This is a genomic window from Amycolatopsis sp. NPDC088138, from assembly GCF_044741685.1.
Taxonomy (GTDB): Bacteria; Actinomycetota; Actinomycetes; order Mycobacteriales; family Pseudonocardiaceae; genus Amycolatopsis.
Genome location: NZ_JBIUTB010000002.1, coordinates 187,329 through 212,816 on the forward strand (window position 1 = coordinate 187,329; position 25,488 = coordinate 212,816).

General features: G+C 70.9%; 22 protein-coding genes and 1 tRNA gene. 14 read left to right on the plus strand and 9 right to left on the minus strand.

Annotated elements, in window-relative coordinates:
• Positions 1 to 43: 43 nt before the first annotated feature.
• Complete coding sequence (locus ACIOD2_RS08375; protein WP_400535849.1) at positions 44 to 229, plus strand: hypothetical protein; 186 nt, start codon at positions 44 to 46, stop codon at positions 227 to 229.
• Positions 230 to 274: 45 nt separating this feature from the next.
• Here ACIOD2_RS08375 and ACIOD2_RS08380 read toward each other — a convergent pair whose 3' ends face one another.
• On the minus strand, positions 275 to 3,184 hold the full coding sequence (locus ACIOD2_RS08380) for a BTAD domain-containing putative transcriptional regulator (RefSeq protein ID WP_400535852.1): 2,910 nt from the start codon (positions 3,182 to 3,184) through the stop codon (positions 275 to 277).
• A gap of 162 nt (positions 3,185 to 3,346) precedes the next feature.
• Here ACIOD2_RS08380 and ACIOD2_RS08385 point away from each other — a divergent pair, with 162 nt between their 5' ends.
• Positions 3,347 to 3,997, plus strand: a complete 651-nt coding sequence (locus tag ACIOD2_RS08385; RefSeq protein ID WP_400535854.1) for a hypothetical protein — start codon at positions 3,347 to 3,349, stop codon at positions 3,995 to 3,997.
• Positions 3,984 to 4,901 (plus strand): hypothetical protein, encoded by a 918-nt coding sequence (locus ACIOD2_RS08390; protein ID WP_400535857.1) that lies wholly within the window; start codon positions 3,984 to 3,986, stop codon positions 4,899 to 4,901. Before ACIOD2_RS08385 ends, ACIOD2_RS08390 begins: the two co-directional genes overlap by 14 nt.
• Here ACIOD2_RS08390 and ACIOD2_RS08395 read toward each other — a convergent pair.
• Positions 4,890 to 5,513, minus strand: a complete 624-nt coding sequence (locus ACIOD2_RS08395) for a response regulator (RefSeq protein ID WP_400535859.1) — start codon at positions 5,511 to 5,513, stop codon at positions 4,890 to 4,892. The two genes, ACIOD2_RS08390 and ACIOD2_RS08395, sit on opposite strands and share 12 nt — an antisense overlap.
• Positions 5,510 to 6,589, minus strand: coding sequence for a sensor histidine kinase (locus ACIOD2_RS08400; RefSeq protein WP_400535862.1), 1,080 nt, complete (start codon positions 6,587 to 6,589; stop codon positions 5,510 to 5,512). Before ACIOD2_RS08400 ends, ACIOD2_RS08395 begins: the two co-directional genes overlap by 4 nt.
• Positions 6,590 to 6,744: 155 nt before the next feature.
• Between ACIOD2_RS08400 and ACIOD2_RS08405 the strand changes: the two genes are divergently transcribed.
• Both ACIOD2_RS08405 and ACIOD2_RS08410 read left to right on the plus strand, forming a co-directional pair.
• Positions 6,745 to 7,239, plus strand: a complete 495-nt coding sequence (locus tag ACIOD2_RS08405) for a heme-binding protein (RefSeq protein ID WP_400535864.1) — start codon at positions 6,745 to 6,747, stop codon at positions 7,237 to 7,239.
• A 10-nt stretch (positions 7,240 to 7,249) separates the two neighbouring features.
• Positions 7,250 to 8,458 (plus strand): amidohydrolase family protein, encoded by a 1,209-nt coding sequence (locus ACIOD2_RS08410; RefSeq protein ID WP_400535867.1) that lies wholly within the window; start codon positions 7,250 to 7,252, stop codon positions 8,456 to 8,458.
• Here ACIOD2_RS08410 and ACIOD2_RS08415 read toward each other — a convergent pair.
• Positions 8,455 to 10,353, minus strand: a complete 1,899-nt coding sequence (locus ACIOD2_RS08415; protein WP_400535872.1) for a DNA/RNA helicase domain-containing protein — start codon at positions 10,351 to 10,353, stop codon at positions 8,455 to 8,457. The two genes, ACIOD2_RS08410 and ACIOD2_RS08415, sit on opposite strands and share 4 nt — an antisense overlap.
• A 307-nt stretch (positions 10,354 to 10,660) precedes the next feature.
• Here ACIOD2_RS08415 and ACIOD2_RS08420 point away from each other — a divergent pair, with 307 nt between their 5' ends.
• A complete protein-coding gene (locus tag ACIOD2_RS08420; protein ID WP_400535875.1) occupies positions 10,661 to 12,526 on the plus strand; it encodes a DNA/RNA helicase domain-containing protein in 1,866 nt (621 codons plus the stop codon).
• Positions 12,527 to 12,578: 52 nt separating this feature from the next.
• On the opposite strand, the gene ACIOD2_RS08425 is transcribed toward ACIOD2_RS08420, so the two are convergent.
• A tRNA-Arg gene (locus tag ACIOD2_RS08425) sits at positions 12,579 to 12,651 on the minus strand.
• 258 nt (positions 12,652 to 12,909) lie between these two features.
• Here ACIOD2_RS08425 and ACIOD2_RS08430 point away from each other — a divergent pair.
• The 7 genes from ACIOD2_RS08430 (at position 12,910) to ACIOD2_RS08460 (ending at position 19,974) form a co-directional block, all read left to right on the plus strand.
• Entirely contained in the window at positions 12,910 to 13,563 is a 654-nt protein-coding gene (locus ACIOD2_RS08430; protein ID WP_003087851.1) for a response regulator transcription factor, read from the plus strand.
• Positions 13,564 to 14,172, plus strand: coding sequence for a trimeric intracellular cation channel family protein (locus ACIOD2_RS08435; protein WP_392755789.1), 609 nt, complete (start codon positions 13,564 to 13,566; stop codon positions 14,170 to 14,172). It begins immediately after the preceding gene.
• Positions 14,173 to 14,239: 67 nt separating this feature from the next.
• On the plus strand, positions 14,240 to 14,932 hold the full coding sequence (locus ACIOD2_RS08440; RefSeq protein ID WP_400535879.1) for a response regulator transcription factor: 693 nt from the start codon (positions 14,240 to 14,242) through the stop codon (positions 14,930 to 14,932).
• Positions 14,929 to 16,347 (plus strand): ATP-binding protein, encoded by a 1,419-nt coding sequence (locus ACIOD2_RS08445; RefSeq protein WP_400535882.1) that lies wholly within the window; start codon positions 14,929 to 14,931, stop codon positions 16,345 to 16,347. Before ACIOD2_RS08440 ends, ACIOD2_RS08445 begins: the two co-directional genes overlap by 4 nt.
• Before the next feature lie 169 nt (positions 16,348 to 16,516).
• Entirely contained in the window at positions 16,517 to 17,317 is an 801-nt protein-coding gene (locus ACIOD2_RS08450) for a DeoR/GlpR family DNA-binding transcription regulator (protein ID WP_323323904.1), read from the plus strand.
• On the plus strand, positions 17,314 to 18,396 hold the full coding sequence (gene galT / locus ACIOD2_RS08455) for a galactose-1-phosphate uridylyltransferase (RefSeq protein WP_323323902.1): 1,083 nt from the start codon (positions 17,314 to 17,316) through the stop codon (positions 18,394 to 18,396). The genes ACIOD2_RS08450 and galT overlap by 4 nt, the downstream gene beginning before the upstream one ends.
• Before the next feature lie 72 nt (positions 18,397 to 18,468).
• Positions 18,469 to 19,974, plus strand: coding sequence for a trypsin-like peptidase domain-containing protein (locus ACIOD2_RS08460; protein ID WP_400535886.1), 1,506 nt, complete (start codon positions 18,469 to 18,471; stop codon positions 19,972 to 19,974).
• 839 nt (positions 19,975 to 20,813) lie between these two features.
• Here the strand turns inward: ACIOD2_RS08460 and ACIOD2_RS08465 are convergent.
• Genes ACIOD2_RS08465 through ACIOD2_RS08480 form a run of 4 tightly spaced genes read right to left on the minus strand, consistent with a single transcriptional unit; the run spans position 20,814 to position 23,891 of the window.
• Entirely contained in the window at positions 20,814 to 21,938 is a 1,125-nt protein-coding gene (locus ACIOD2_RS08465) for a molybdopterin-dependent oxidoreductase (protein ID WP_400535888.1), read from the minus strand.
• Positions 21,935 to 22,567, minus strand: a complete 633-nt coding sequence (locus ACIOD2_RS08470) for a methyltransferase domain-containing protein (protein WP_400535891.1) — start codon at positions 22,565 to 22,567, stop codon at positions 21,935 to 21,937. The genes ACIOD2_RS08465 and ACIOD2_RS08470 overlap by 4 nt, the downstream gene beginning before the upstream one ends.
• Positions 22,567 to 23,250, minus strand: coding sequence for a DUF2064 domain-containing protein (locus tag ACIOD2_RS08475; protein WP_400535893.1), 684 nt, complete (start codon positions 23,248 to 23,250; stop codon positions 22,567 to 22,569). Before ACIOD2_RS08475 ends, ACIOD2_RS08470 begins: the two co-directional genes overlap by 1 nt.
• A complete protein-coding gene (locus ACIOD2_RS08480; protein WP_400537953.1) occupies positions 23,247 to 23,891 on the minus strand; it encodes a glycosyltransferase family 2 protein in 645 nt (214 codons plus the stop codon). The genes ACIOD2_RS08475 and ACIOD2_RS08480 overlap by 4 nt, the downstream gene beginning before the upstream one ends.
• A 170-nt stretch (positions 23,892 to 24,061) precedes the next feature.
• On the opposite strand from ACIOD2_RS08480, the gene ACIOD2_RS08485 reads away from it, so the two are divergent.
• Entirely contained in the window at positions 24,062 to 25,483 is a 1,422-nt protein-coding gene (locus tag ACIOD2_RS08485; RefSeq protein ID WP_400535895.1) for a hypothetical protein, read from the plus strand.
• The last annotated feature ends 5 nt before the right edge of the window (positions 25,484 to 25,488 follow it).

The following is a 25,488-nucleotide window of genomic DNA, read 5'->3' on the forward strand; positions in this document are numbered from 1 at the left end:
CGCGAAAACCCCGGTCAATCACCTTTCCCCAGGAGGATTCGTCATGTCCTTTCCCAAGAAGCTGGCCAGCATCGGCGGCCCGGTGCTCGCGTTCTGCGTCATCGCGCTGGCCCCGCTGATCGGTTCCACCACGGCCTCCGCGGACGGCGACGGCGGGACCCCGCCCCCGCCGTCCACCAGCACCACCCCGCCGCCCGCGGGCACGGACAGCAACCCCTGGCACGGTTGACGGGCGCCGGGCCGGTCACGAGCGGTTCGTGATCGGCCCGGGAGATCACCGGAACCGGCAAGCACATTCCAGGGTCGCGCGTTCCGCACGCACTTCACCGGCCTCGGGCAGCTCGAGCGCGGCGAATCCGGTTTCGGCCGTGACCCAGTGCGTGACGGCGGTTTCGTGGTCGCCCATCGCGTGCAGCGTTTTCGCGATGCCGTGGTGGGCGTGGGCCACATAAGCGCGGTTTCCGTCCCCGGCGGCCAGGTCCAGGGCCGACTTGGCGGCGCTGAGCGCGTCCCGGTGCGCACCCCGGGCGAGGGCGGTCGCGCCGCGGTCGAGGTAGAGCTGTGTCTGCAGGTCGGCGTCGGGCGCGTTCGCCGCCACCTCACGAGCTTTGTCGTGGTAGCGCACGGCTTGCGTGAACCGGCCCAGCCGCCGGTGCACGTTCGCGATGTTGTTCAGCGCGTACGCCTCGACGCAGTGGTCCTCGACCTCGGCGGCGTGTCCGTGCGCCTCCGTGTAACTGGCCAACGCGTCCGTGAACAGGCCGAGTTTCTCCTGTGCGGTCCCGAGGTTGTTCACCGCGTGCGCCAGACCCTGGACGTGGCCGACCTCGCGCAGCATCCGCGCGGCCGCCAAGTGCTGTTCCAGCGCGACGGCGACGTTGCCGTGCTTTTCGTTGAGGTAGCCCAGCATGCTCAGCGCGTGGGCCTCACCTCGCCGGTCCTCGGTCTGCTCGTACTTCTCCCGCGCCGCTTCGAGGTGGGCGATCGCCTGGTCGTGCTTGCCCAGCTCCATCGTCGGGATCGCGAGCGCGCACAACGTCGCCGCTTCGCCGCGGGGGTCGCCGAGCCGGCGCCACTTCGGCAGCGCCCGGGCCGCGAATTCCAGCGCTTCGGCGAGCTGTCCGCGCCGGTCGTTCGCGGTGGCCAGCCGCAGCAGCACGTGCGCCTGGCCGTAGTCGTCGTCCGGATCGACGGTCTCCCAGGCGAGCTCGAGGGTGCCGATCCAGTCCTCGAACTGGCTGGTGGTGTTGAAGTAGCGCCACAGCAGCACCGCCAGCCGCCAGGTGTGCCCGGGCAGGTCGTGCTGGGCGGCGTAGCGGATCGCGGCCACGAGGTTGTCGCGCTCGGCGACGATCCACCGCAGCCCGGCGCCGGCGTCGGCGAAGCCCGGTGTCACCGGGGACGACCGGTCCGTCGCGGGCAGCTGGGCCTTGTCGAACGGGTACGCGGCGCCGACCGCGGCCGCCAGCGTGACCAGGTAGAAGTCGAGCAGCCGCACGAGCGCGTGCCGGGGCGCGGGCTCGGCGCCGGCGAATTCCTTGAGCGGGTCGAGCATCAGGTACCGCTCCGGCGCGGCCTCCTCCAGCAGGCTGACCTCGTGCAGGTCGTCGAGCAGCGATCGGGCCTCGCCGACGTCGCAGCCGGCCAGCGCCGCGCCGCCGGTGACGCCGACGTCCGGCCCGGGCAGGCTGCCCAGCAGCCGGAACATCGCCCGCTGCGGCTCGCCGAGCTGCTGGAAGGACACCCGGACGGCGGTGGCGCCGTCGTCCTCGCCCCACGGCCCGCTCTCCTCGAGCAGGTGGAGCAGGTGCTCCAGCGGCCACCCGCGGTGCCGCCGGAACAGCGCGGCCGTCACCCGGATCGGCATCGGCAGGTACCCGCACCGCTTGACGATCTCGGCCACCGTCGCTGCCCGGCCGCGCACCCGCGGCGGATCGGCCAACACGTGGAACAGCTCGACGGCTTCTTCCGGCGACAACGGGGAAAGCCGCACGGGATCGCCGGTGTCCGCGTCGCCCATCCGGCGGCTGGTGACGACGGCCAGGCAGCCGTCCGCCTCGGGCAGCAGCGGCCGGATCTGCTCCGGCGTCGCGGCGTTGTCCAGCACGATCAGCGTGCGCGTGCCCCAGAGCGTCGTCTGGTAGAGCGTGGCCTTCCGGCCGACGGTGGCCGGGATCTGCTCGGCCGGCACGCCGAGCTCGACGAGCAGTTCGGTCAGCGCGTCACCGACGCTCGCCGGAACTACACCGGGCGTGAACCCGTTGAGCCGGGCGAGGAGCTGCCCGTCGGGGAACCGGTCGCGCAGCCGGTGGGCCGCTTCGACCGCCAGCCCGGTCTTGCCGACGCCGGGCGCGCCGCTCACCCAGACCGCGCTCCGCCCGGCCACGGCCGCCGTCTCGATCGCGGTGAGCTCGGCCGCGCGGCCGGTGAACCCGCCGGGCCGCGACGGCAGTGAGCTCGGCGGTTCGCCGTGCTCCGCCCGCGCGGCGAGGTTGCGCAGCACGGGACCGGGCTCCATCCGCAGCTCGGCGAGGGCGGCGCGGGTGCTCCGGAACACCCGCAGCGCGCCGACCTGGTCACCGCCGGCGAGCAGGGCGCGCATGAGGAGTTCGGCGTGCTTCTGGCCGGCCGGGTCGGAGCGGACGAGCGGCCGCAGCCGGTCACGCGCCGAGCGGTGGTCCCCGGTTTCCAGCTCCAGCTCGGCCAGGTCGCCGACGACGTCGGGCCGGCTCTCCTCCGGGAAGACCACCTCCGGGCCGCCGACGCGGTCGATGTCGATGTCCTCGAGGAACGTCCCGCGCCACAGGCCGGCGGCCTCGCGCAGCAGCTCGACGGCGCGGCGCGGATCGCGCGCCCGGACGTCCGCGGCCTCGGTCCGCAACCGCTCGAACCGGACCGTGTCCAGCTGGTCGTCACCGATCCGCAGCAGGTAGCCCGTGGGGGTCGTCTCGATGGTGACGCCGGTGTCCTGCACGACGTCACGCAGCCGCTTGATGTACCCCCGCACCAGGGTGGGCTTGGTCTCCCGGCCGTTCCAGACGATCTCGGTGAGCCGCGTGGTCGACACCGGCTTGTTCGCGTTCAGGAGCAGCACGACGAGGACGAACCGCTGCTGCTGGTCACCCAGCGGCACCGGCACGCCGTCGTGCCACGCCTCGAGCGGGCCGAGCATCCGAAACTCCACGCCGCCTCCCGGCCGTCAGCTTGCTGTTCGCTGTTCTCATCGTGCAATCGGCCGTAAGGGTTTCGAAAATCCGCATTCATTGCACGTTCGATACACACGCCCTTGCCAGGCTGCGCCCGTGATTCAGGGGCGTGGGTTCAGGGGCGTGAAGGAGAAACCGGAATGCGGTCCGATGTGTTGCCGTGCTACGTCGTTTGCGACGTTTCGCTTTCGATGGCCGACCACATCGACGAGCTGAACACCGGGCTGCGGGAGTTCCGCGGCGCGGTCCACGCCGACGCGTCGGTCACCGACCGGATCCTCTGCAGCGTCGTCGGCTTCGGGGAGTCGCCGCACGTGGTGCAGTCCCTGCTGCCGATGGACGACCTCGCCGAGCTGCCCGCACCGCGCGCGTGCACCGGCACCGACTTCGGGACGGCGTTCACGTTCCTGCGCGAGGTCGTCGACCGCGACGTCAGCGGGCTGGAGCAGCACCGCCTGCGCGTGCACCGCCCGCTGGTGTTCTTCCTGTCCGACGGCCAGCCGACCGACCCGGTGACCTGGCCGGCGGCGTTCGCCGCGCTGACCGACCCGGCGTGGGCGCGGCGCCCCCACGTCGTGGCGTTCGGCGTCGGCGACGCGGACGAGGACGCGCTCGGCCGGATCGGCACGTACCGCACGTACCTCGGCCGCGACGGCGTCCGGCTGGGGACGGCGCTGATCGCCTCGGTGATGCACGTTCTGTCCACTTCCCGTCCACCGTCCGACCGCACGCTGTCCGGAAAGGAGACGTCATGGAAACGCACTGAAGGAGACCACCGTGGAGCGCTCTGAGCTGGTCCAGGAGCTGAAGATCCTCCGCAAGGGCCGCGGCCTGCAGGGCCGGATCGGGGAACGGGTCGGCCCGTTCCTGCGGTCGGCGTGCGCGGTCTCGGCGGACGACGGCCTGGTGGCGGTCCGCACCAAGGTGGCGGGCCGGCTCTCCGAGCTGGCCGCGCACCTGCCCGAGGACCTCCGCCTGGCGGCGCTGGCGGCCTTCGCGATCACCGTGGAGGCCCGCCAGCCGCTGTACCAGGACCGCGTCCGCTGGGCCGCGAACCGCGTCGACCGCGACCCGCGCACGGTCCGGCGTCGCGTCGACGAGGCGATCGACCTGCTGGCCGAGCTGGCGGCGGGATCGTCTTCGCCGCCGCCTTCTTCGTCCGACCGCTGGCACACGACGTCGCTGACGGTGGCGGTGGTGCTGGACCAGCCGCGGCCGTCCGTGCTGGAGCAACGCCGGATCATCGCCGACCAGGACGGGTTGACCGTGCTGGACCTGGCGATCTCGCTCCCGTCCGGGGCCGAGGACCTGTCGGTGACGGTGCTCTACGGCGGGACACTGGTGGACCGCGGGATGGAGGCGACCGACCGCTGGGGCTACGGGCTGGAGCTGCCCAAGCCGTTGTCCCGCGGCGAGTCGTGCGAGGTCGCGATCCTGTTCCGGCCGCCGTCACTGCGGCCGTACGCGGTATCCGTGCCCCGGCACGCGTGTGACCGATTCGACCTGCGAGTCCGGTTCGGCCGCGAGGCTCCCGAGGAGGTCCGGGCACTGGACGGCGTGTTCCAGAGCGACGTCACGGACCCGGGCTACCGCGGCCGCCGTCACGAAGTCGATCCGGCGGGAGAGGTGCACCTGCGGTTCCAGGGCCTCACACCCGGCATGGCGTACGGCGCGAGGTGGGACTCAGTCCAGTAGCCGTTGTTCCTTCGCCACGGCGACGGCGCCGGCCCGCGTGTCGACGCCGAGCTTGCCGTAGATCCGGCTGAGGTGGGTCTTGACGGTCGCCTCGCTGATGAACAGCGCGCGGGCGATCTCCCGGTTGCCCAGCCCCTGGCCGAGCTGCCGCAGGATGTCCCGCTCGCGATCGGTGAGCGCGGGCCGCGGGGTGCGCAGCTGCGCCATCATCCGGTCGGCGACCGGCGGTGACAACGCGGTGCGCCCGGCCGCGGCGGCGTCGATCGCGGCGTACAGCTCGTTGGCGGACCCGGCCTTGAGCAGGTACCCGGTGGCTCCCGCGGCGATGGCGCGGGTGATGTCCGCGTCGGTGTCGTAGGTCGTGAGGACCAGGATCCGGGGCGCGCCGGGCCCGGTGCGGATCCGCCGGGTCGCCTCGATCCCGTCGATGCCGTCGCCGAGCTGCAGGTCCATCAGGACGACGTCCGGGTGCACGGCAGCCGCGGTCGCGACGGCCTCCTCCCCGCTCGCCGTCTCCGCGACGACCTCGATGCCGTCCGCGCCCGCCAGCAGGGCACGCAGCCCGGCCCGCACCACGGCGTGGTCGTCGCACACCAGCACGCGAATACTCATGGGGCAGTCTCCAACGGGATCGCGGCCGAGATCACGGTGCCCTGGCCGGGAGCGGATTCGACGGCCAGCCGGCCGCCGAGCTGCTGCGCCCGGGCCCGCATGGCCGGCAGCCCGTGACCGCGTTCGCCCGGCTCGTTTTCGGTCACGTGGAACCCCCGGCCGTCGTCGGCGACGTCGAGTACGACCTGGTCGTCGAGGTAGGTGAGGGTGACCACGGCGCGGCCGGCCTGAGCGTGCTCGAGCGCGTTGGCCAGCGCGCCCTGGGCGATGCGGACCAACGCGGACTGGACGCGCTCGGGCAGGTGCCGCGAGGTGCCGTCGACACGGACCTCGGCCGGCAGCCCTGCGCGTCCCGCCACCGCGCCCAACGCCTCTTCGAGGGTGGCGTCGGCCAGGTCGGCCGGGGCGAGGTCCTGCACGAGGCGACGTGCCTCCGACAAGTTGCCGGCGCCGACGCGCAGCGCGGAACGCAGGTGCTCGCGGGCCAGCTCGGGCCGCTCCCAGGCCTGGTCGGCGGCCTGCAGCAGCATCGCCTGGCTGGACAGGCCCTGGGCGAGGGCGTCGTGGATGTCCCGGGACACCCGGTGCCGTTCGGCCAGCACCCCGGCGCGCCGCTCGGACTCGCGCAGCTGCACGGTCTGGCGTCGCATGAAGGTGATCACCGCGGCGGTGACCACGGCGATGGCGATCGGCACGATGGTCAGGTTCGGGTCGAAGCCGTCGGCCAGCCGGTTCTGGGAGACGACCACGAGCGCGGTGACCACGGCGACCAGCCCGAGGGCCGGCCCGGTCGGCAGGGTGCGCAGGCCGGTGACGAACAGCGGGATCGCCGACCAAGCGAAACTCGGGGCGAGGACGACCAGCACCACCCAGATCACCAGCACCGCGACCAGCCAGAGCCTGTTCTGGGATCTGATTCCGACGCCGTACGCGACGACGAGGGCCGCGGTCAGCGCGATCACCCACGGCGCCAGTGAGGTGCCCTCGTGGCGCGTCAGGTACCGGACGGCGGAGGCGAGCACCAGCAGGAAGAAGGCCGAGTGCATGGCCGCGGCGAGCCACCGCGCGTCTGTCATGGTCACCTCTTTCTCTTGCACCAGCGTCAGCCGGGCTCGATGCCCGCGCATCAGCCGATCGGCTGACCCGGTTGTCGGCCGATGCAACGACCGGATCAGCCTGGTGGCGGGCTGAAGCTGGAGTCATCGAACCGCACGACTCCGAGGAGCACACCATGATCTCGACCCGCATCGCCGCCTGTGCCGTTGCTCTCGCCGCCATCACGGCCGGCGCAGTGTCGGCCACCGCGGCCCCCTCGACCGGCCTCGTCCAGACGTCACACCTGTCGATCGCCGCGGCGCAGAAGGCCGGCCAGGCGGCACTGAACGCCGCGACCAAGGCGGGCCAGCACGTGTCGGTGGCGGTGGTGGACCGCGACGGCAACACGGTCCTGACCCTGCGCGGCGACGGCGCGGGCCCGCAGTCGTACAGCTCGGCGCAGCAGAAGGCGTTCACGGCGGTCTCGTGGAACGCGAAGACGTCCGAGCTGGCCGGCCGCCTCCAGCAGACCCCGACGCTGAAGGACATCGAAGGCACCCTGTTCCTGGCCGGCGCGGTCCCGGTGACCGCGGGCTCCACCCCGATCGCCGCAGTCGGCGTCGCAGGCGCACCGTCGGGCACCCAAGACGAGTCCTTCGCCCAGGCCGGCGTGGACGCGCTGGGCAAGTAACGTGTCAACGGTGTTGATCAGCGACGTCCGCCCCTGGGGCGGCCCCCGCAGCGACGTCGAGCTTCGCGGCGACCGGATCGCGGAGATCCGCCCGCACGCTCCTTCCGCGTCTCCTTCGGTAGAGGGCCGCGGCCGCCTGCTGTTCCCGTCGTTCAGCGACGTCCACGTCCACCTGGACTCGACCCGCATCGGCCTCCCGTTCCGCCCCCACACAGGCGGGCCGGGAGTGGTCGCGATGATGACAAACGACCGCGACAACTGGCGGACGGCGGAGGTCCCGTTACCGGAACGAGTGGCCGGAACCCTGGAGCGGATGATCGGGTTTGGTACGACCCGGGTCCGCAGCTACGCCCAGGTAGACGTCGACTGCGGCCTGGAGAAGCTGGACGCGGTGCTAGCCGCACGCGAGAAGTTCGCGGATCAGGCCGAGGTCCAGGTGATGGCGTTCGCCCAGGCAGGAATCCTGCGCGAACCAGGCACCCTGGAGCTTTTGGACGCCGCAATGCGCTCCGGCGCGACGGTCATCGGCGGCATAGACCCGTGCACGCTCGATCGAGACCCCAAAGGCCACCTGGACGCGGTCTTCGCCCTGGCGGAGAAGCACCAGGCAGAGATCGACATCCACCTGCACGAGCCAGGCCACCTGGGCCTGTTCTCAACGGACCTGGTGATCGAGCGAGTCCGTGCGCTGGGCATGCAGGGCAAGGTGACGATGTCCCACGCATACGACCTGGGCTCGATCTCGGAGTCGACAAGCCGCCGAGTAATCGACGACTTCGCAGCGTTGGACATCGCAATGACCACTGTGGCCCCCTCTGCCTCTGGCCAACTATCCCTGCTAGACCTGGTCTCGGCAGGCGTCCGAATCGGCCTGGGCGAGGACGGCCAACGGGATTACTGGAGCCCGTACGGCAACTGCGACCTACTAGATCGAACGTGGCAGCTGGCCTTCACCCGAGGCTTCCGCCGCGACTCGCACGTGGAGCTGGCCTTGGCGGTGGCCACAATGGGCGGCGCGTCAATCATGAGCCACGACGTCCCACGCCTGGCGGGTCTTGACGACCGCCCAGGTCTGGCCGTGGGCGACCGAGCGGACTTGGTCCTGGTGGACGGCGAAACCCCGACAAGCGCGGTAATGGACCGAGGTCGCGACCGCACAGTCCTCCACAACGGCGTGGTGGTTGCCGACGGTCTGGAGGTGCTCACGAAATCGGCCTAGCTGGTCATCTCCTCGAGAAAGGCCTGGGTCTCGGGGTCCGTGGAATAGACGGCAGTGCCGCGCATGCCCCGGGTGAGTAAGACCTTGTAGGTGTTCTTGACCAGCGCGGTGAAACGCGGATCGTCGGCGCGCTTGACCAATGGGTCTTTCGAGCCGGATCGGTCTGGTGTCCACATCCCGTCGCGGCGCACCAGATCCGGGCCGAAGATGACTCCGGACCAGTCGTATTCGAAGCCCTGCGCGGTGTAGATGCAGCCGACCTGGCCGAAACCGCGGGTGTCGGTGGCCCAGTAGTCCGACTCGGGGACGTCCGGTATTCGCTTGCCCTCGGACTTCGCGTTCCACGGTCGTTCCCAGGAGCCGATGCGAACGTCGTCGACGAGACGTCGCTCGCCTTCGTCGCCGACCGGGTCACTCCACCGCCAGCAATAGCCGGCCGTGAGCCGGGCGACCCCGCCGTGCGCGGCCTGCTGGCCGAGTACCCAGGCCTCCAGCGACTCCGGCGAGCTCGCACTCGCCAAAGTGATGCCCTGGTCGAGCGGCCCGGCGAGCTTGCTCCACGGAATCGGTTGTTCGGCGGTCCCGCCGAGCCCCAGCAACCGGGCGACCCACGTGTCGTACCAGACGGAACCGCCGCAACGCATCTGGTCGCGCAGCCGGACCACCTCGACTTCACAGCCGAGCGCCTCCGCCGCCGCGGTGATCTCCGTCAACGACCCCATCTCGCCCGGCCGCACGATCTGGTTCTCGTCGAGCAGGAAGACCGGCACGTTCGCGATGTTGATCAGTTCGTCGATCTGCCTGCCGGCTCGTTCTCGCTGTTCCTTCTTGGTGAACCGGTTGATTCCGTTTTCCCGGATGCGGTGTGCCTCGTCGCAGATCACGACGTCCAGCTCCCGTGGATGGCTGCCCACGTAGGAGTTGAAGTACTTGAACAGTCCCTTGACGCGCTGGTTTCCGCGTCCGGCGTACTTCCGCATGGTCTGGGTGAACGCCTTCGAGCCCGTGGCGTGGTGAACCGCCTGGCCCCGGCGTGCGAGCTCGCCGAGGAGGCTCAGCGCGATCACGCTCTTCCCCGAACCGGGACCGCCCTCCACCACCACGATCGTCCGGGTGTGCGCCGCACGCGATCGTTCGACTGCGTTCAGGACCAGTTCGTAGGCGACCTTCTGCTCGTCCAGGAGGACGAACTGTTCGCGCTCCTGTATCTCCTGCGCGGCCAGTGTCAGCAGTGGCTTGGTCGGCCGGTGCTCGAAGTTCAGGAACTCGTCACCGGCCGCGAGGCCGGCGGATCGCCCGGCGTTCGGATCGAGGAGCGACCGCAGGTGGTCGGCGAGCTTCGCGTTGTCGTCCATCGTGAACAGCCGGCCGTAGTCGTCGACCCGGTGGTCGAAGAGCGAGGCGACGTCCGCGCGCCGGGCGTTGTGCAGATAGGCGAAACCATGCAGGGCTCGTGACCGTTCGACCAGGGCGGGTGTGTGGTCGGCGACGTACTGGCAGTAGCCCCGTACTTGCTCGACGGGGTGTAGGTGCCGCCCGGGCATGCCAGGCACGTTCAGGACCTCGGCCAGGTAGAGCTCGGCCTTGGACCACTGCTTGAGCTCCACGAAAACGAAACAGGACTCGGCGGTGCGGGGATGGACACCGCACAACACGACATCGATCCGCTGGCGGCTGTGAGGCAGCTGGTGCTCCAGCAGGACTTCGGTCTCCTCGAGGCCGGCGTCCACGACCAGCTGCAAGAGGATGGGCAAGCTCCGCTGCCACGAGTTGACCTCACCGATCCCCGTGCGGGTCCCGATGACGTACCCAGCCCGTTCGCGGAGCCGGGTGTGCAGGTGACCGGCGCGCGCTTCGATCAGCAGATCACTTGCGCTGCCACGGATCAGAGCCAACGGGGTCCCCCTGGGCGTGCGTCATCGACGTACGGTTTTGGGGGCAGCAACGGAGTGCTCCGGTGCCCGTCGGGCCGTGATCGACAAGCCTAGTGGAAACCCGTCCCGCTGCCCGGAACCCTCGCCGCTGCCTGGCTGTGACCAACTGTGACATTGACTGTTCCGTTTGGTCTAGTGAGGCGGCCGAATGTCGCAACTTCCGAACCCTTCTGGAAATGATTTACGTCTTTTGGTTGCGAACCGTGGTCCCTGCTCGAATGATCGACCCGATCGAGGGGTATCGACGTTGTCGGGAGGGACAAGGTTGGTGCAGGGTTCGGCGCGGAATCTGCTGCGCGAGTTCGAAGAAGGAAAGCTGGTTCCCGCTCTGGCGGCACACGTCGGCGTTCGTTACCGGCCAGACGAGGAACACGGCGAAATCGGGGCGTGGCGGAGGAGTGTTCCGGCGTTGCTGGGGCTGCTCTGCGACTGCGGACTGGGTGATCTCCAGGTCATCCTCGAATACCAGCTGCCGTACAGCCCCAAGCGGGTCGATGCGCTGCTGTGCGGCGTTCACCCGGAAACGGGCTTGCCGGCGTACGTCCTGGTCGAGCTCAAGCAATGGGAAAATGCCAAGGTCGTAGGGCGTGGACTGGTCCGCTACAACAAGCGGAAGGGGCAACCGGTTCTGCACCCGGCGGAACAGGTGCGCCGGTACTGCCTGCACCTCCTCGGATTCGTGCCGGCGTTGGCTCGCACGCCTTCGTGTGTGAAAGGCCTGGCGTACTTGCACAACGCCCACCGCGGTGACGACTGGCAGCTGGACGACTTCGAATGCGACGACTACAGCAGGCTGTACACGGCCGACCAGCTGGGCGATCTTGCCACCGACCTGGTGACGTCCCTGCGAGCCGCCGACGATGCCGCGGACCGGTTGACCCGAGCCAGGCGGGCACCGGCCAGGGCGTTGCTGATCGCGGCCGCCGGTTCGGTGACGGCGCGCACGGACTTCGTGCTATTGGACGAGCAGCAAGTGGCTTTTGAGGCGGTCCGGGGAGCGGTTGCCGACGCCTTCGGCAACGGTGGCGGGCGGAAGAAGGTCGTCCTGGTCCGTGGGGGACCGGGAACGGGAAAGAGCGCCATCGCGCTGAACCTCTATTCGGCGATGGCGCGTCGCGAGGTCAAAGTCGTCCACGCGACCGGCTCGAAGGCCATGACGGAGACGCTCCGGCGATCCGTTTTCCGCGAAAACCAGCGGCAGGGCGAAGACGTCTTCAAGTACTTCAACAACTTCGCCCGTGCTCGCCAGAACGAGCTCGATGTCGTCATTTGCGACGAAGCGCACCGGCTTCGGGGGCAGGCCAACGTGCCCGAGCGCTGGCGCGGCCGGTTGCGCGGGCAGATCCACCAGCTCATCGACGCGGCGAAGGTGCCGGTTTTCCTCCTCGACGACCACCAGGTGGTGCGGCCGGGTGAGATCGGTTCGCCGAGGGACGTCCTGGAAATCGCCAAGGCGATGGACTGCCAGGTCGTCGAGGTGAACCTTGACGGTCAGTTCAGATGCGGCGGATCACCGTTGTTCGACCAGTGGGTCCAGCGCCTGCTCGGCTTGGCCGAGGAGGCGCCGGTCTCGTGGTCGGACCTGGTCGCGGACACCGATGACGAATACGTGGTGGAGTCGGTCGAAGCTCCGCACGCGCTCGAGGCCTGGTTGCGAGCGCGGACTAGGGACACCAAAACGGACGCCCGGATCGCGGCCGGCTTCTGCTGGAAGTGGAAGCCCCCGGTGGAGAAGAACGGGAAGCTCAGCCTGGCCGATGACGTCCGGATCGGCGGCTGGCACCGCCCGTGGAACGCGTGGCCGGACGTGGAAGTCCCGGACGTGCCCGCCACGTCGTTCTGGGCGTCGGACCCGAAAGGCTTCAACCAGGTCGGCTGCATCTACACGGCCCAAGGCTTCGAATACGACTGGGCCGGCGTGATCATGGGCGAGGACCTGGTGATCCGCGACGGGCAATGGGTGGCGCAACACGACCACACGGAAGACCCGGCGCTGAAGGAGACAACCGGGAAAAGGTTCGACCGCCTCGTCCGGAACGCGTACAAGGTGCTCCTCACGCGCGGGATGCAGGGAGTTTGCGTCTACTCGGCGGACCCGGAAACCAATGATTTCCTCCGGAAGCACACGGCATAGATCCCAGACGACGATGAGTGACTGTTCTGGAGCAACTGTCTATGTAGAACTGTGCCCCCGGCAGGATTCGAACCTGCGACACCCGCTTTAGGAGAGCGGTGCTCTATCCCCTGAGCTACGAGGGCCTTGCCGGTGCCAGCGTACCGGGCCCGGGACGGGTGCAGGCGAAGGGGCACGGATGGAGTAGCACGACCTACGTCGTCACCCGACTGAGTGGTTCTGACCGCGGCCCTACACCCCCAGGGTGGGCCGATGGCACCTGACCTGGACGGACCAGCAGGTCACCTGGTCGTGTCTGGTTTCGAACTGCTGAACAACAGTAGGTAACCTTCGTTAACGGGACGCGGGGAGCCGCCTCCTACTGGCTGTTGCGGAGGGCTTCGTTGATCAAGCTCATGTTCGCCGACGACGAGGAACTGGTGCGCTCGGGGCTGCGCGCGATGATGTCCGGGGCCCAGGACATCGAGATCGTGGGCGAGGCGAGCGACGGCAGATCCGCGGTGGAAGTCGCGCGCCGTTATCACCCTGACGTGGCACTTCTCGACATCAAGATGCGTGCTCCCGACGACGGGATCAGGGCGCTGAGGGCCATCCTCGCCCTGCCCGATCCGCCCACCGTCGCCATGCTGACCACCTTCGACATCGACGAGTACGTCAGCCTCGCGCTGCGGCTCGGGGCCAACGGCTTCCTCCTCAAGGACATCGATCCCGCCGCGCTGCTCCGCGCGGTCAGGGACCTGGCCAGGGGCGGGGCCGTCCTGGACCCGGGCGTCGCCGCGCGGATGGTGCAGTCCCACCGGGACGAACAACGCGCTGCTCAGCCTGCCCGGAAGCTGCTCGCCTCACTGTCCGAACGCGAGCGCGAGGTCGTCGCGCTCATCGGGCAGGGGCTGTCCAACGCCGAGATCGGCGGGCGCCTTCACCTGTCCGAAGCCACCGTCAAGGGGTACGTCTCCGCCGTGCTCTCCAAGATCGGGGCGGCGAACCGCGTGCAGGCCGCCCTCCTGGCCTACCGCGGTGGCCTGCTCGACCAGTAGATGCTGCTCACGGCGCTGGAGTTCCTCGGGCTCGTCGCCTTCGCGGCGTCCGGGGCGCTGGCCGCCGTGCGGGCCCGGCTCGACGTCTTCGGTGTCGTCGTGGTCGGGCTCACCACCGCGCTCGGCGGCGGGGTCATCCGTGACGTCCTGCTCGGCATCCACCCGCCGACGACGTTGCGGAACTGGCCCTACCTCGCCGTCTGCGCGGTGACGGCACTGGTCGTGTTCGTCTTCCACCCGCAGGTCGCGCGGCTGCGGCGGGGCGTGCTGCTCGCCGACGCGCTCGGCCTCGGCGTGTTCGCCACCGCCGGGACGACCATCGCGCTCAACGCCGGCGCGACCGTCTACGCCGCGTGCCTGATCGGCATGACGACCGGGATCGGCGGCGGGGCCGTGCGCGATCTGCTGCTCCGGGAAATCCCGCTGGTCCTGCGGAAGGAGATCTACGCCGTGGCCGCGCTGGCCGGCTCGGTGCTCGTCGCCATCGGTCACGCTCTGCGACTGCCGGAGGGGCCGGTGACCGTCGTCGCGGCCGCAGCCGTGGTGGCCGTGCGGATGGTCGCGCTGTGGCGGCACTGGAACGCCCCGGTCGCGCGCGGTCCGGAGTGAGGAAACTCTTTGTGTGTTCTGTGTGTGTTCTTAGGCGAGTCTCAGCACGCTGAGTAAAACTACCGCTATGCGCATCCTTGTGGTGGACGACGACCGCGCCGTCCGTGAGTCGCTCCGGCGGTCCCTGGAGTTCAACGGCTACCAGGTCGAGCTGGCCAGCGACGGTGCGCAGGCGCTGGAAGCCATCATCGCCAACCGGCCCGACGCGATGGTCCTGGACGTCATGATGCCGCGCCTCGACGGCCTGGAGGTCGCCCGCCGCCTGCGCAGCACCGGCGACGACCTGCCGATCCTCGTGCTGACCGCCCGTGACACCGTCTCCGACCGGGTGTCCGGCCTGGACGCCGGCGCCGACGACTACCTGCCGAAACCGTTCGCGCTCGAGGAGCTGCTCGCCCGGCTCCGGGCCCTGCTGCGCCGCGCCATCCCGGACGGCCAGAACGGGCAGGAGACGGAGAGCCTGTCCTTCGCGGACCTGACGCTCGACCCGGGCACGCGCGAGGTCCGCCGCGGCGGCCGCGAGATCAGCCTGACCCGGACCGAGTTCGCTCTGCTGGAACTGTTCCTTTCCTACCCGAAGCACGTCCTCACGCGGGGCCGGATACTGGAGGAAGTATGGGGTTACGACTTCCCGACGTCGGGCAACGCACTGGAGGTCTACGTCGGCTATTTGCGCCGCAAGACGGAGGCCGAAGCGGAGCCGAGGCTGATCCACACGGTGCGGGGGGTGGGTTACGTCCTGAGGGAAACTCCCCCGTGATCGACCCGCCCGCGGAGGAGGACCCGCGCGGCACCCGCTGGGGTACGCGCCGGTTCTCCCTGCGCGGCCGGGTCACGCTGCTCGCCGCGGCGTGTGTCGCCGGTGCCGTCGCGCTGGTTTCGATCGGCGCGTACCTGGTCGTCAGCAGCAACCTCTACCAGCAGCTGGACGACGGCCTCGTCGCGCGCGCCGAGGCGGCGGTCAACTCGCCGCAGGTGCAGACCGAGCTGCGGCAGGTTCCCGGCGCCTTCCTGGCGAGCGCCGACCTGCAGATCGGGCAGCTCAACGCCGCCCCCGACGTCCAGCACGCCGTGATGACCTACCCGCTGTCGAGCTCGGCGCCGCCGTTCGACCAGCGGGAGCTCGACGTCGCCAACGGTGATTCGCCGCAGTCGCTGCGGACGGACTTCCGCACGGACGCCCGGGTCGTCGCGCTGCCGTCCGGGCACGGCGAGGCGATCGTGCTGGCCCAGTCGATGGGCCCGACCAAGCGCACGCTGAACGAGCTCGCCCTCGTGCTGTTCCTCATCGGCGGCGCGGGCATCCTGGTCGCCGCCGCCGCGGGCACCGCGGTCGCGCGCGCCGGCCTGCGCCCGGTCGACAGGCTGACCTCGGCCGCCGAGCGCGTCTCCAAGACCGGCGACCTGCGGCCGATCCCGGTCAGCGGGGACGACGAGCTGGCCCGCCTCACCCAGACGTTCAACACGATGCTCGGCACGGTAGCGGACTCGCAGGAGCGGCAGCGCCAGCTGGTCGCGGACGCGGGCCACGAGCTGCGGACGCCGTTGACGTCGCTGCGCACCAACCTCGAGCTGCTGCTCGCCGCGAGCAAGCCCGGCGCGCCGCCGCTGCCGGACGCCGACCGCGTCGACATCGTCGCGGACATCAGCGGCCAGCTCGACGAGCTGACCCAGCTCATCGGCGACCTCGTCGAGCTCGCGCGCCAGGACGAGCCGCGCGAACGCTTCGAGCGCGTCGAGCTGCTGGACGTCGTCGAGCGGGCGCTGGACCGGGCGCGGCGCCGCGCGGGCGAGATCAACTTCGACGTCTCGCTGCAGCCGTGGGTGCTCACCGGCGACAACAGCTCGATCGAGCGCGCGATCCTGAACCTGCTGGACAACGCGGTCAAGTTCTCGCCGCCGGACGCGACGGTCTGGGTGCGGCTCTACCCGCTCGGCGACGGCACGGCCGTGGTCGAGGTGGCGGACGCCGGCCCGGGCATCGCCGAGGAGGATCTGCCGAAGGTGTTCGACCGGTTCTACCGCTCGTCGGAGGCGCGGACGCTGCCCGGTTCCGGGCTCGGCCTCGCGATCGTCAAGCACGCGGCCGAGCGCCACGGCGGGGCGGTGTACGCGGCGCGGGCGCCCGAGGGCGGCGCGCTGATGACGATCCGGCTGCCGGGTGCGCCCGGCTGAGCGGCCCGAAGCCTTGGTGGTGTTGTTCGGCTGGGGCTTGGTGTTGCCGATCGACCCCGCCCGGCTGTGACCTGGTCTTTCGAAGTTCACCCGGATCTCCGCACCAGATACCGTGTTGAATCGTGTAGGATTTTGTGTGGTTGGGGAGCGACTCGGGACGGAGTGAACGGTGCTGGCGCGTCAGCGACAGGCGGTGATCCTGGAAGAGGCACGCCGGACCGGTGCGGTCCGGGTCAGTGACCTCGTGACCAGGCTGGGCGTGTCCGACATGACCGTGCGCCGCGACCTGGACGTCCTGGCCGGCCGCGGGCTCGTCGAGAAGGTCTACGGCGGCGCCACGTCGATCGTCGGCAAGAGCACCGACGAACCCGGCTTCGAGGCCAAGTCCGTGCGCCAGCGCGCGCAGAAGGACGCGATCGCCGAGCTTGCCGCGACCCTGGTCCGGCCCGGCACCGCGATCGGCATCTCCGCCGGCACCACCACGTGGACGCTCGCGCGGGCGCTCGACGCGATCCCGGGGCTCACCATCGTGACCAACTCGATCCAGGTCGCCGACGTGCTCCGCGGGTCGACCCAGCCGGACCGCACGGTCGTGCTCACCGGCGGGGTCCGGACGCCGTCGGACGCGCTGGTCGGGCCGGTCGCCGTGCACAGCCTGCGGTCGCTGCACCTCGACCTCGTCTTCCTCGGGGTGCACGGGATGTCCGACGGGCCGGGCTTCACGACGCCGAACCTGACCGAGAGCGAGACCGACCGCGCGCTGGTCGAGGCCGGGCGCAAGCTCATCGTGCTCGCCGACCACACCAAGTGGGGCACCGTCGGCATCTCGACGATCGCCGACCTCGACGAGGCCGACGTCGTCGTCACCGACGACGGGATTTCCGACGAGGCCAAGGAAATACTCGCCGAAAGGGCAGGGGAACTCATGATCGCCGAGACGGCGGAGACGGTCGAGGCTGAGGAAGCGTGAAGCGCACGTCACGACACCTGGCCGACGGCCGGGAGATCATCTATTTCGACCAGCCCGGCGCGCCCGAGCGCGTCGCCGAGGACACCCGCGACCTGCCGCCGGTTTCGGCCGCGTCGGAGATCCGGCTCGACCCGCTGACCCACGAGTGGGTCGCGATGGCCGCGCACCGGCAGACGCGCACGTACAAGCCGCCCGCCGACTTGTGCCCGCTGTGCCCGAGCAAGCCCGGAAAACCGAGCGAGATCCCCGAAAGCGACTACGACGTCGTCGTGTTCGAGAATCGCTTTCCCTCCTTCGCCGAGGATGTCGTCGGCGAGCCGTCCACTGTGGATGGTCTGGGGCTGGTACCGACCGCGCCCGGCCGGGGTCGCTGCGAGGTCGTCTGCTTCACCAGCAACCACGACGGTTCCTTCGCCGGCTTGACGCCGAAGCAGGTGCGGGCCGTGGTGGACGCCTGGGCCGACCGCACCGCCGGGCTGTCCGAAGTGCCCGGTGTGGAGCAGGTCTTCCCGTTCGAGAACCGCGGTGAGGAAATCGGCGTCACGCTGTCCCACCCGCACGGGCAGATCTACGGGTACCCGTTCGTCACGCCGAAAACCGCCCGGATGCTCGACGTCGCCCGCGCCTACCAGGCCGAACACGGGCGCGCCGTGCTCGGTGACGTGCTGGCCGCCGAACGCAAGTCCGGCGCGCGCGTGGTGGCCTCCGGCGAGCACTGGACGGCGTTCGTGCCGCCGGCGGCTCGCTGGCCGGTCCAGGTGCAGATCGTGCCGCACCGGCAGGTGCCGGACATCCCGGAGCTGACCGACGCCGAGCGTGACGACTTCGCCGACGTCTACCTGGACGTCCTGCGCCGCTGCGACGCGCTGTACGACCGGCCGCTGCCGTACATCGCGGCGTGGCACCAGGCGCCGGTGCGCCAGGACCGCGACCTCGGCTGGCTCCACCTGGAGCTGTTCTCCGTGCTGCGCGCGAAGGACAAGCTGAAGTACCTGGCGGGGTCCGAATCGGGCATGGCGGTCTGGGTGAACGACGCGACACCGGAGCAAATCGCGGAACGGCTCCGCGCGGCGGGGTGACCCGGCCATACTCATCTCCGATGCACAGGTTCGGCTCAGGAACCTCTCAGGACCGTCCCGCAAGGTGATGACATGACCGAGAACGACCCCACCGCGCACGACCCCGCGACCCCGCGGCCCTCCGCGGACGCCCAGCCCGGCCAGGAGGCCGCTCAGGGCGGTTGGGCCGGGAGTCCCTACGGCGAGCAGAGCGCCACCGCGTCCGGCAGCTCGTACGGTGACCAGGGCGGCAGCCCTTACGGTGACCAGGGCGTCTCGTCGCCCGCGTCCGGCACGCCGCACTACGCGCCGCCGGCCGAGCCGTCCTACCACGCGGTCACGGGGGCCGATCCGTCCTACGGGGCGCCGAACGCGAACCCCTGGTCCGCGCCGGGCGCGCAGACGCCGCCGCACGGGCAGACCCAGCAGAGCGTCTACCCGCCGCCGAACCCGTACGCGCAGCCCGGCACGTCGATCTACAACGCACCCGCCGCGCCGCCGGCGCAGAAGCGCTCCGGCGGCAAGCTGCTCGCCGGTGTCGCGCTGGTCGCGCTGCTGGTCGGCGGGATCGCCGGCGGAGCGGTCGGGTACCTCACGGGCGGCACGTCGGGCCCGGCGAGCAACGCGCTGGACGCGCCGAAGCCGGCCCAGCAGACCGGCAACGCGCCGGCCGGGTCGGTCGAGTCCGTCGCGCAGAAGCTGTCGCCGAGCGTCGTCGAGCTGCAGGTCAGTGGGCAGCAGGGGGCCGGCGAGGGCTCCGGGTTCGTCATCAGCACCGACGGCTACATCCTGACCAACAACCACGTCGTCGAGGTCGCCTCGGGCGGCGGGCAGATCCAGGCCGTGTTCCAGGACGGCCGGAAGGCCGCGGCCAAGGTCGTCGGCCGCGACCCGACCACCGACATCGCGGTGGTCAAGGTCGACGGCGTCGGCAACCTGACCCCGGTCGAGATCGGCCGGTCCGACGACCTGCGGGTCGGCCAGTCCGTCGTCGCCATCGGTTCGCCGTTCGAGCTGGCCGGCACGGTCACCTCGGGCATCGTCAGCTCGCTGCACCGGCCGGTGCGGGCGGGCGGCAGCACCGGTGACCAGACGACGGTGATGGACGCCGTCCAGACCGACGCCGCGATCAACCCGGGCAACTCGGGCGGTCCGCTGGCGAACATGTCGGGCCAGGTCATCGGCATCAACTCGGCGATCTACAGCCCGCAGTCCGCGCAGCAGGGCCAGGGGCAGGGCGCGTCCGAGGGCGGCAACGTCGGCATCGGCTTCGCCATCCCGATCGACCAGGCCCGCCGCACGGCGGACACGATCATCAAGACCGGCCAGGCCGTGCAGACCTACATCGGCGCGCAGGTCAAGGACGCCCCGCAGGGCGGCGCCGAACTCGGTGCCATCACGCCGGGCAGCCCGGCGGACAAGGCCGGCCTGAAGTCGGGCGACATCGTGACGAAGATCGACGACCGCAACATCGACTCGTCCGACACGCTCGTCGCCGCGATCCGCACCCGGGCGCCGGACGAGAAGGCCACGTTCACCCTCCAGGGTGGCCGCACGGTCGAGGTGACCCTCGGCGGGCAGCCCGTCACCCCCAACTGATCCATTCCAGACGCTCGGCCGCCTCGGCGGCGGCCGAGACCAACTTCGGCTCGACCCCCGTAACTTTCGGGGCCGGACCCACAAGGCCACGCGCGACCGGATTTCGATGCCGGTCGCGCGTGGCCGCATTTATGGGGCCTCCGGACGGGCTTCTCGCATGTCTGGCGGGGCTTCTCGCGTGATTGGAGGGGCATCTCGCGTGGTTGGGGAGGCATCTCGCGTGATTGGAGGGGCGTCACGTGTGATTGGAGGGGCGTCACGCGTGTCCGGAGGGTCGTCACTCGTGATTGGGAGGTCGACACGCGTACCTGGACGGTCGGCTCGCGTGCCTGGAGGGGCGACACGTGTGCCTGGAGGGTCGGGTCGCGTGCCTGGAGGGTCGGGTTGCGTGCCTGGGTGGGCGGCTCGTGTGGCTGGCGGAGCGGCTCGGCGGTGGGGGATCAGGTGGTGGCGTAGCGCTGTGAGGATGGCGATCAGCCAGACGGCGGCCAACGTGAGGGTCAGGCCTAGGGCTGGATTGCCGTCGTGGAGACCGGGCATGGGGGCTGTGCCGTAGGGGCGCCAGAGGAGCGGGAACGCCAGGATTGCCAGGACGCCGGTGAGGACTGTGGCCGTGACTACCGGGGTTTTCCAGGGGGCGGGTAGCGCGCGGGCCAGGGTGAAGCCCAAGAGGGCTGTTAGTGGGGCGATTAGAGCATCGTTGAGGATCGGGCCGCCCACCAGCCAGCCGACGGTGCCGAACACGTCTGGGCGCAACGGCAGCGCGTATTCGGCGAACAGGACCGCGCCCCACGCAAGGGCTGCTAGCCCGGGTAGAGCGAGGAGTGCACGGGCGGTCTTCACAGCGCCTCCAGTTTGGTGACCCACTTCGTCTGCAGCACTCCGGGCCGGTTCGGCGCGATGATCCGACAGGGGAAGCCGTGGTCGATGTCGAGGACTTCGCCGTTCAGTTCCAGTGCGAGCAGCGTCAGGTCGTCGGCGGTGTGCTCGCCCGGGAGCACGCTGACGCCGTACAGCCCGGCACGCTCCAAAGAGGACACTCGCACCGCCGTGCCCGGTTGTGAGCCGGTGGCTTTCAACAGTGTCGGCAGGGAGATCCCGCGCCAGGTCGCCGACTGGCTCCAGCCCTCGACGCACGCGATCGGCAGCTCGGCGGTGGTCTGCGGGAGGGCGCGCAGCTCGTCGAGCGAGAACGCCGTGGTGCCGCGCGGGGTCACCACCGAGAGACGCCAGGTCGCCGCTCGCGCGGTCTGCGTGACACCCGCGGCCACCGCGGTGCGGTTCACCGGCAGGCCCTGCGTGCCCTTGCTCGTCTTCCACGCGAGCCCGGAAACGCCGCGCAGGAACGGAACCGTGGCCCCGGCCGTGGCGACCACCGCGACACCGGTCGCCAGCCCCGTGGTGCGCAGGAAGGCGCGCCGCGACAGTCCTGTGGTCGAAGGCTCTTCGCCGTTGATCCGGCTCAGCGCGCGGCGGATGACGGGCAGCTTGACCGCGACGTGCACCAGGATCGAGCCGATCGCCAGCCACGCGACCGCGTAGTGGACCTGCGGGAAGTAGAACGTCCACGGGTAGTTCTGCGCGACGTTCAGCAGCCCGGTCGTCAGCTCGAAGAACGCCGAGCCCGACAGCACCAGGATCGACAGGCGTTCCAGGGCGTGCGGCAGCGAGCGGACCAACGGCCGGCCGAACAGCTTCGGGTAGACGCTCCACAGTTTCGCCAGCAGCAACGGGATCGACGCCACTCCGGAGACCACGTGCAGCCCCTGCGTGACCCGGTAGAGCCCGGCCGGGCGGCTCGGCCAGAAGAACCACTCCGGCGGGTGCTGGATCAGGTGGCTGATCAGGCCCGTCACGAAACAGGTCGTGAACGTGACCGCCAGCGCCAGCCCGATCTTCGACGTCACGCGCTCGTTGTGGGCCGCCGCCTTGAACTGTTTCTCGTCGGGGATCGGCAGTTTCACGGTTTCTCCAACCGGGCGAACCAGCGGTGGCCGTGGCGGATGGTGCGGTCGACGTGCAGCCCGGCCCGGTTCGCGACCTCGGCGACGGCGTCCGCGCCGACCCAGGCCCAGGTGAACCACGCGACGTCCGCGTGGCCGGGCCGCAGCCGGACGCGCTCGTGCCGCAGGCCGCCGCCGGGCGGGTCCAGCTCGACCAGGACGTCGCCGTCCGCGGCGATCAGTTCGGCCGCCCGACGCAGCAACGTCGTGGGGTCACCGCCGATGCCGATGTTGCCGTCGGCCAGCAGGACGTGCTGCCAACGGCCTTCGCCGGGCACGTGGTCGAAGACGTTGCGGTGCAACGCACTCCCGCCGCGGCGGCGGGTCAGCCGGACCGCCGTGCGAGAGCTGTCGACGCCCAGCGCGACGACGCCGCGTTCGGCCAGCGCGGCGGTGAGCCGGCCCGGGCCGCAGCCGATGTCGAGGGTCGGGCCGGTACAGGCGTCGAGCAGCACGTCGTCGCCGTCGGACGCCTGGGCCCAGCGCTCGACCGGCAGTTCGATCCGCTCGCCGTTCGGCAGTTCGAGCCAGCAGTGGTGGCCGAGCAGGCCGTGGTCGAACTCGTTCCCGGTGCTCGCCGGCGCCGTCATCACGCCACCGCCCGGCCGCGGACCGCCGCGACGGCGCGGGCGAACCGGCCGCCCGGGCATTCGAGCACCACCCCGCGGGCGTCGGCCATGGTGTCCACATCGGACAGTTGTGCTGCCTGCGAGGGCTCCAACCCGCAGGCGATCAGAGCGCGCAGCGTGCGCGCGCCGGTGTCGTCGCGGGACATCGGGACGCCCGCGAGGACCTGGGCCCGGCGCGGGTCGGCGAGCCCGAGGGCCCACCAGCCGCCGTCCGCGGCCGGGCCGAGCACCGAGTCGTGGCCGTGCCGCACGATCGGCGCGATCGTCGTGGCCAGCGACTCCGGCGTGACCTGCGGGGTGTCCATGCCGATCTGGAGGATCGGCAATCCCGCGTGCACGGCCGCCGAGTCCGCATGCGCGTTCGCCAGCCGGGTGCCGAAGTCCCAGCCGCGTTGCGGGATCACGGTCGCACGGCGCAGTGCGAGGCCGATTTCGGCACCCCTCGTGGCGGCGTCGAGGTCGCCCGTCATCGCGACGACCGGCGCGGCGCCGGGCACCGCGCAGACGGCGTCGAGGGTGTCGAGCAGGGCGGCCGCGGCGATTTCTGCCGCCTGAGCCGGGGTCGCGGGCGGGCAGAGCCGGGTCTTGGCGAATCCCGGTACCGGTGCCTTGGCCACGACCAGCAGGACGAACCGGGCCGTCATCGCGCCAGCACCCGCCCGAAGTCGCGGACCGCGCGCAGCGTGCCCCGCACCGACCCGGACACCTTCGACCTCGTCCCCTTGGCCCGCTCGCCGTAACGGACGTCGAACTCGCGGACCCGCCACCCGGCGCGCTGAGCCTTGATCAGCAGCTCGAGGGGATAACCGAACGCGCGATCCGTGACGCCGAGCCCGAGCAGCGCCCGCCGGTCCGCGGCGCGCAGCGGCGCGATATCCCGCACCGGCAGTCCGCGGGTGCGCAGCAACAGGGACAGCACGACATTGCCCGCCCGCGCGTGCCACGGCCAGACCCCGGGCCCGGTCGGCACCCGGCGTCCGACGGCCAGGTCGGCGCCGTCCACGACCGCGGCCACCAGCCGCGGCAGGTCGGCCAGGTCCAGGGAGCCGTCGGCGTCGGCGAAACACACGATGTCCGCGGTCGCGGCCTCCAGGCCGGCGTGCACGGCGGCGCCGTACCCGCGACGCGGCTCGTGGATCACCTTCGCGCCGAGCGCGGCGGCCACTTCGGGTGAGCCGTCGGCGGAACCGTTGTCGACCACGATCGCGCGGTAACCCGGCGGCAGCGCCGCGAGCACACCGGGCAGGGCGCCCGCCTCGTCGAGGCAGGGGAGGACCGCGTCCACATCCAAGTCAGTCACGCCGCTGACCGTAGGTCTACCGTGGACAGTGGGAAAGCGTTGTGCCGCTTACCAAATCATGACAATGACCAACAGGGTGACGAGTTCTTACCGGCTCGTTACGGCTGCCGTCACCAGGCCGTGAAACCCGGCAACCGGCCCTAAGGTGGACGGCGATGAGCGAGCCGAATTCGGCAGCCAGGCTCGCCGAGCCGCCTGCCCGCGAACCCGGAGACCCGGCACCCGATCGACCCGAGCGCCGCGCCCGCCGGGCCGATCTCCTCGCCGTCGCGGCGGCCGTGGTGCTCGTCGCCGCGGCCGCCGCGGTCGGCCTCTATTACAACCGCCCGAACTCCGGCGTGGTCATTTACGCGTCCGCGCCACCGTTGTTCGCGTTGCCGCTGCCGCACGTCGGACCGGGCACGGTCTTCGCCGTCGTGATCGCGGCCGCGGTGGTGCTCTGGGGACCGACGCTGGCCGCTCGTTTGCCGTGGCGACGCGCGCTCGCCGCGGGGTACCTGGCCTCGCTCGCCTGGATCCTCTCGCTCGCCATGGTTGACGGCTGGACCCGCGGCTTCACCGGGCGGCTCACCACGCTGCAGGAGTACCTCCACGAGGTGCCCGGCATCACCGACGTCCCGCGGATGCTGCGCGAGTTCTCCTCCCGGATCCTCGACTTCCAGCCGGATTCCTGGACGACCCACGTCTCCGGCCACCCGCCGGGCGCGACGCTCGTGTTCGTCTGGCTGGACCGCCTCGGCCTCCACGGCGGCGCCTGGGCGTCGACGGCCGTGGTGCTCGTCGGCAGCCTGGTCGCGGTGGCCGTGCCCGCCACGATCGCCCTGCTGGGCCGCCACGACGCGGCCCGCGTGGTGCTGCCCTTCGCCGTCCTGTCGCCGGGCGCGGTGTGGATCGGCGTCTCGGCGGACGGCCTGTTCGCCGGCGTGACCGCCACCGGCATCGCGCTGCTCGCGCTGTCCGCCACCGGGTTCACGCGCGGACGGCGGTACGCGGTCCCGGCCGGCCTCGCCGCCGGGCTGCTGCTCGGCTTCGGCATCTTCCTGTCCTACGGCCTGGTCCTGCTCGGCCTGGTCGCGCTGGCCGTCGCCGTGCTCGGCCGCCGGTGGCGCGCCGCCGCGCTCGCCGTCGTCGGCGCGCTCGCCGTTGTAGCCGCCTTCGCGCTGGCCGGCTTCTGGTGGCTCGAGGGCTACCACCTGGTCGTCGAGCGGTACTACCAGGGCATCGCGACGCTGCGGCCGTACTCCTACTGGGTGTGGGCCGACCTGGCCGCGGTCGCGATCGCCGCCGGCCCCGCCGTGGTCGCGGCCGCCCGCCGCGGGGTGTCGTTCCTGCCGAAGCCGCGGAAGGCGCTGTTCGCCGAGCCGGCGGTGCTCATCGGGGTCGCCGCGCTGGTCACCATCCTGTTCGCCGACGTTTCCGGGCTGTCGAAGGCCGAGGTCGAGCGGATCTGGTTACCGTTCGGGGTGTGGCTGCTGCCGATGACGGCGTTGCTGCCCCGGCCGGGCCGCCGGTGGTGGCTGGCCGCGCAGGGGGCGACCGCGCTGGCGGTCAACCATCTGCTGCTGACGAGCTGGTGAGGGAG

Excerpts from the sequence above, each read along its gene's own strand:
- ACIOD2_RS08375 (WP_400535849.1), top strand. The coding sequence starts at position 44 with ATGTCCTTTCCCAAGAAGCTGGCCAGCATCGGCGGCCCGGTGCTCGCG.
- ACIOD2_RS08385 (WP_400535854.1), top strand. The coding sequence starts at position 3,347 with ATGCGGTCCGATGTGTTGCCGTGCTACGTCGTTTGCGACGTTTCGCTT.
- ACIOD2_RS08395 (WP_400535859.1), bottom strand. The coding sequence starts at position 5,513 with ATGAGTATTCGCGTGCTGGTGTGCGACGACCACGCCGTGGTGCGGGCC.
- ACIOD2_RS08400 (WP_400535862.1), bottom strand. The coding sequence starts at position 6,589 with ATGACAGACGCGCGGTGGCTCGCCGCGGCCATGCACTCGGCCTTCTTC.
- ACIOD2_RS08405 (WP_400535864.1), top strand. The coding sequence starts at position 6,745 with ATGATCTCGACCCGCATCGCCGCCTGTGCCGTTGCTCTCGCCGCCATC.
- ACIOD2_RS08435 (WP_392755789.1), top strand. The coding sequence starts at position 13,564 with ATGCTGCTCACGGCGCTGGAGTTCCTCGGGCTCGTCGCCTTCGCGGCG.
- ACIOD2_RS08440 (WP_400535879.1), top strand. The coding sequence starts at position 14,240 with ATGCGCATCCTTGTGGTGGACGACGACCGCGCCGTCCGTGAGTCGCTC.
- ACIOD2_RS08460 (WP_400535886.1), top strand. The coding sequence starts at position 18,469 with ATGACCGAGAACGACCCCACCGCGCACGACCCCGCGACCCCGCGGCCC.
- ACIOD2_RS08470 (WP_400535891.1), bottom strand. The coding sequence starts at position 22,567 with ATGACGGCGCCGGCGAGCACCGGGAACGAGTTCGACCACGGCCTGCTC.
- ACIOD2_RS08475 (WP_400535893.1), bottom strand. The coding sequence starts at position 23,250 with ATGACGGCCCGGTTCGTCCTGCTGGTCGTGGCCAAGGCACCGGTACCG.
- ACIOD2_RS08485 (WP_400535895.1), top strand. The coding sequence starts at position 24,062 with ATGAGCGAGCCGAATTCGGCAGCCAGGCTCGCCGAGCCGCCTGCCCGC.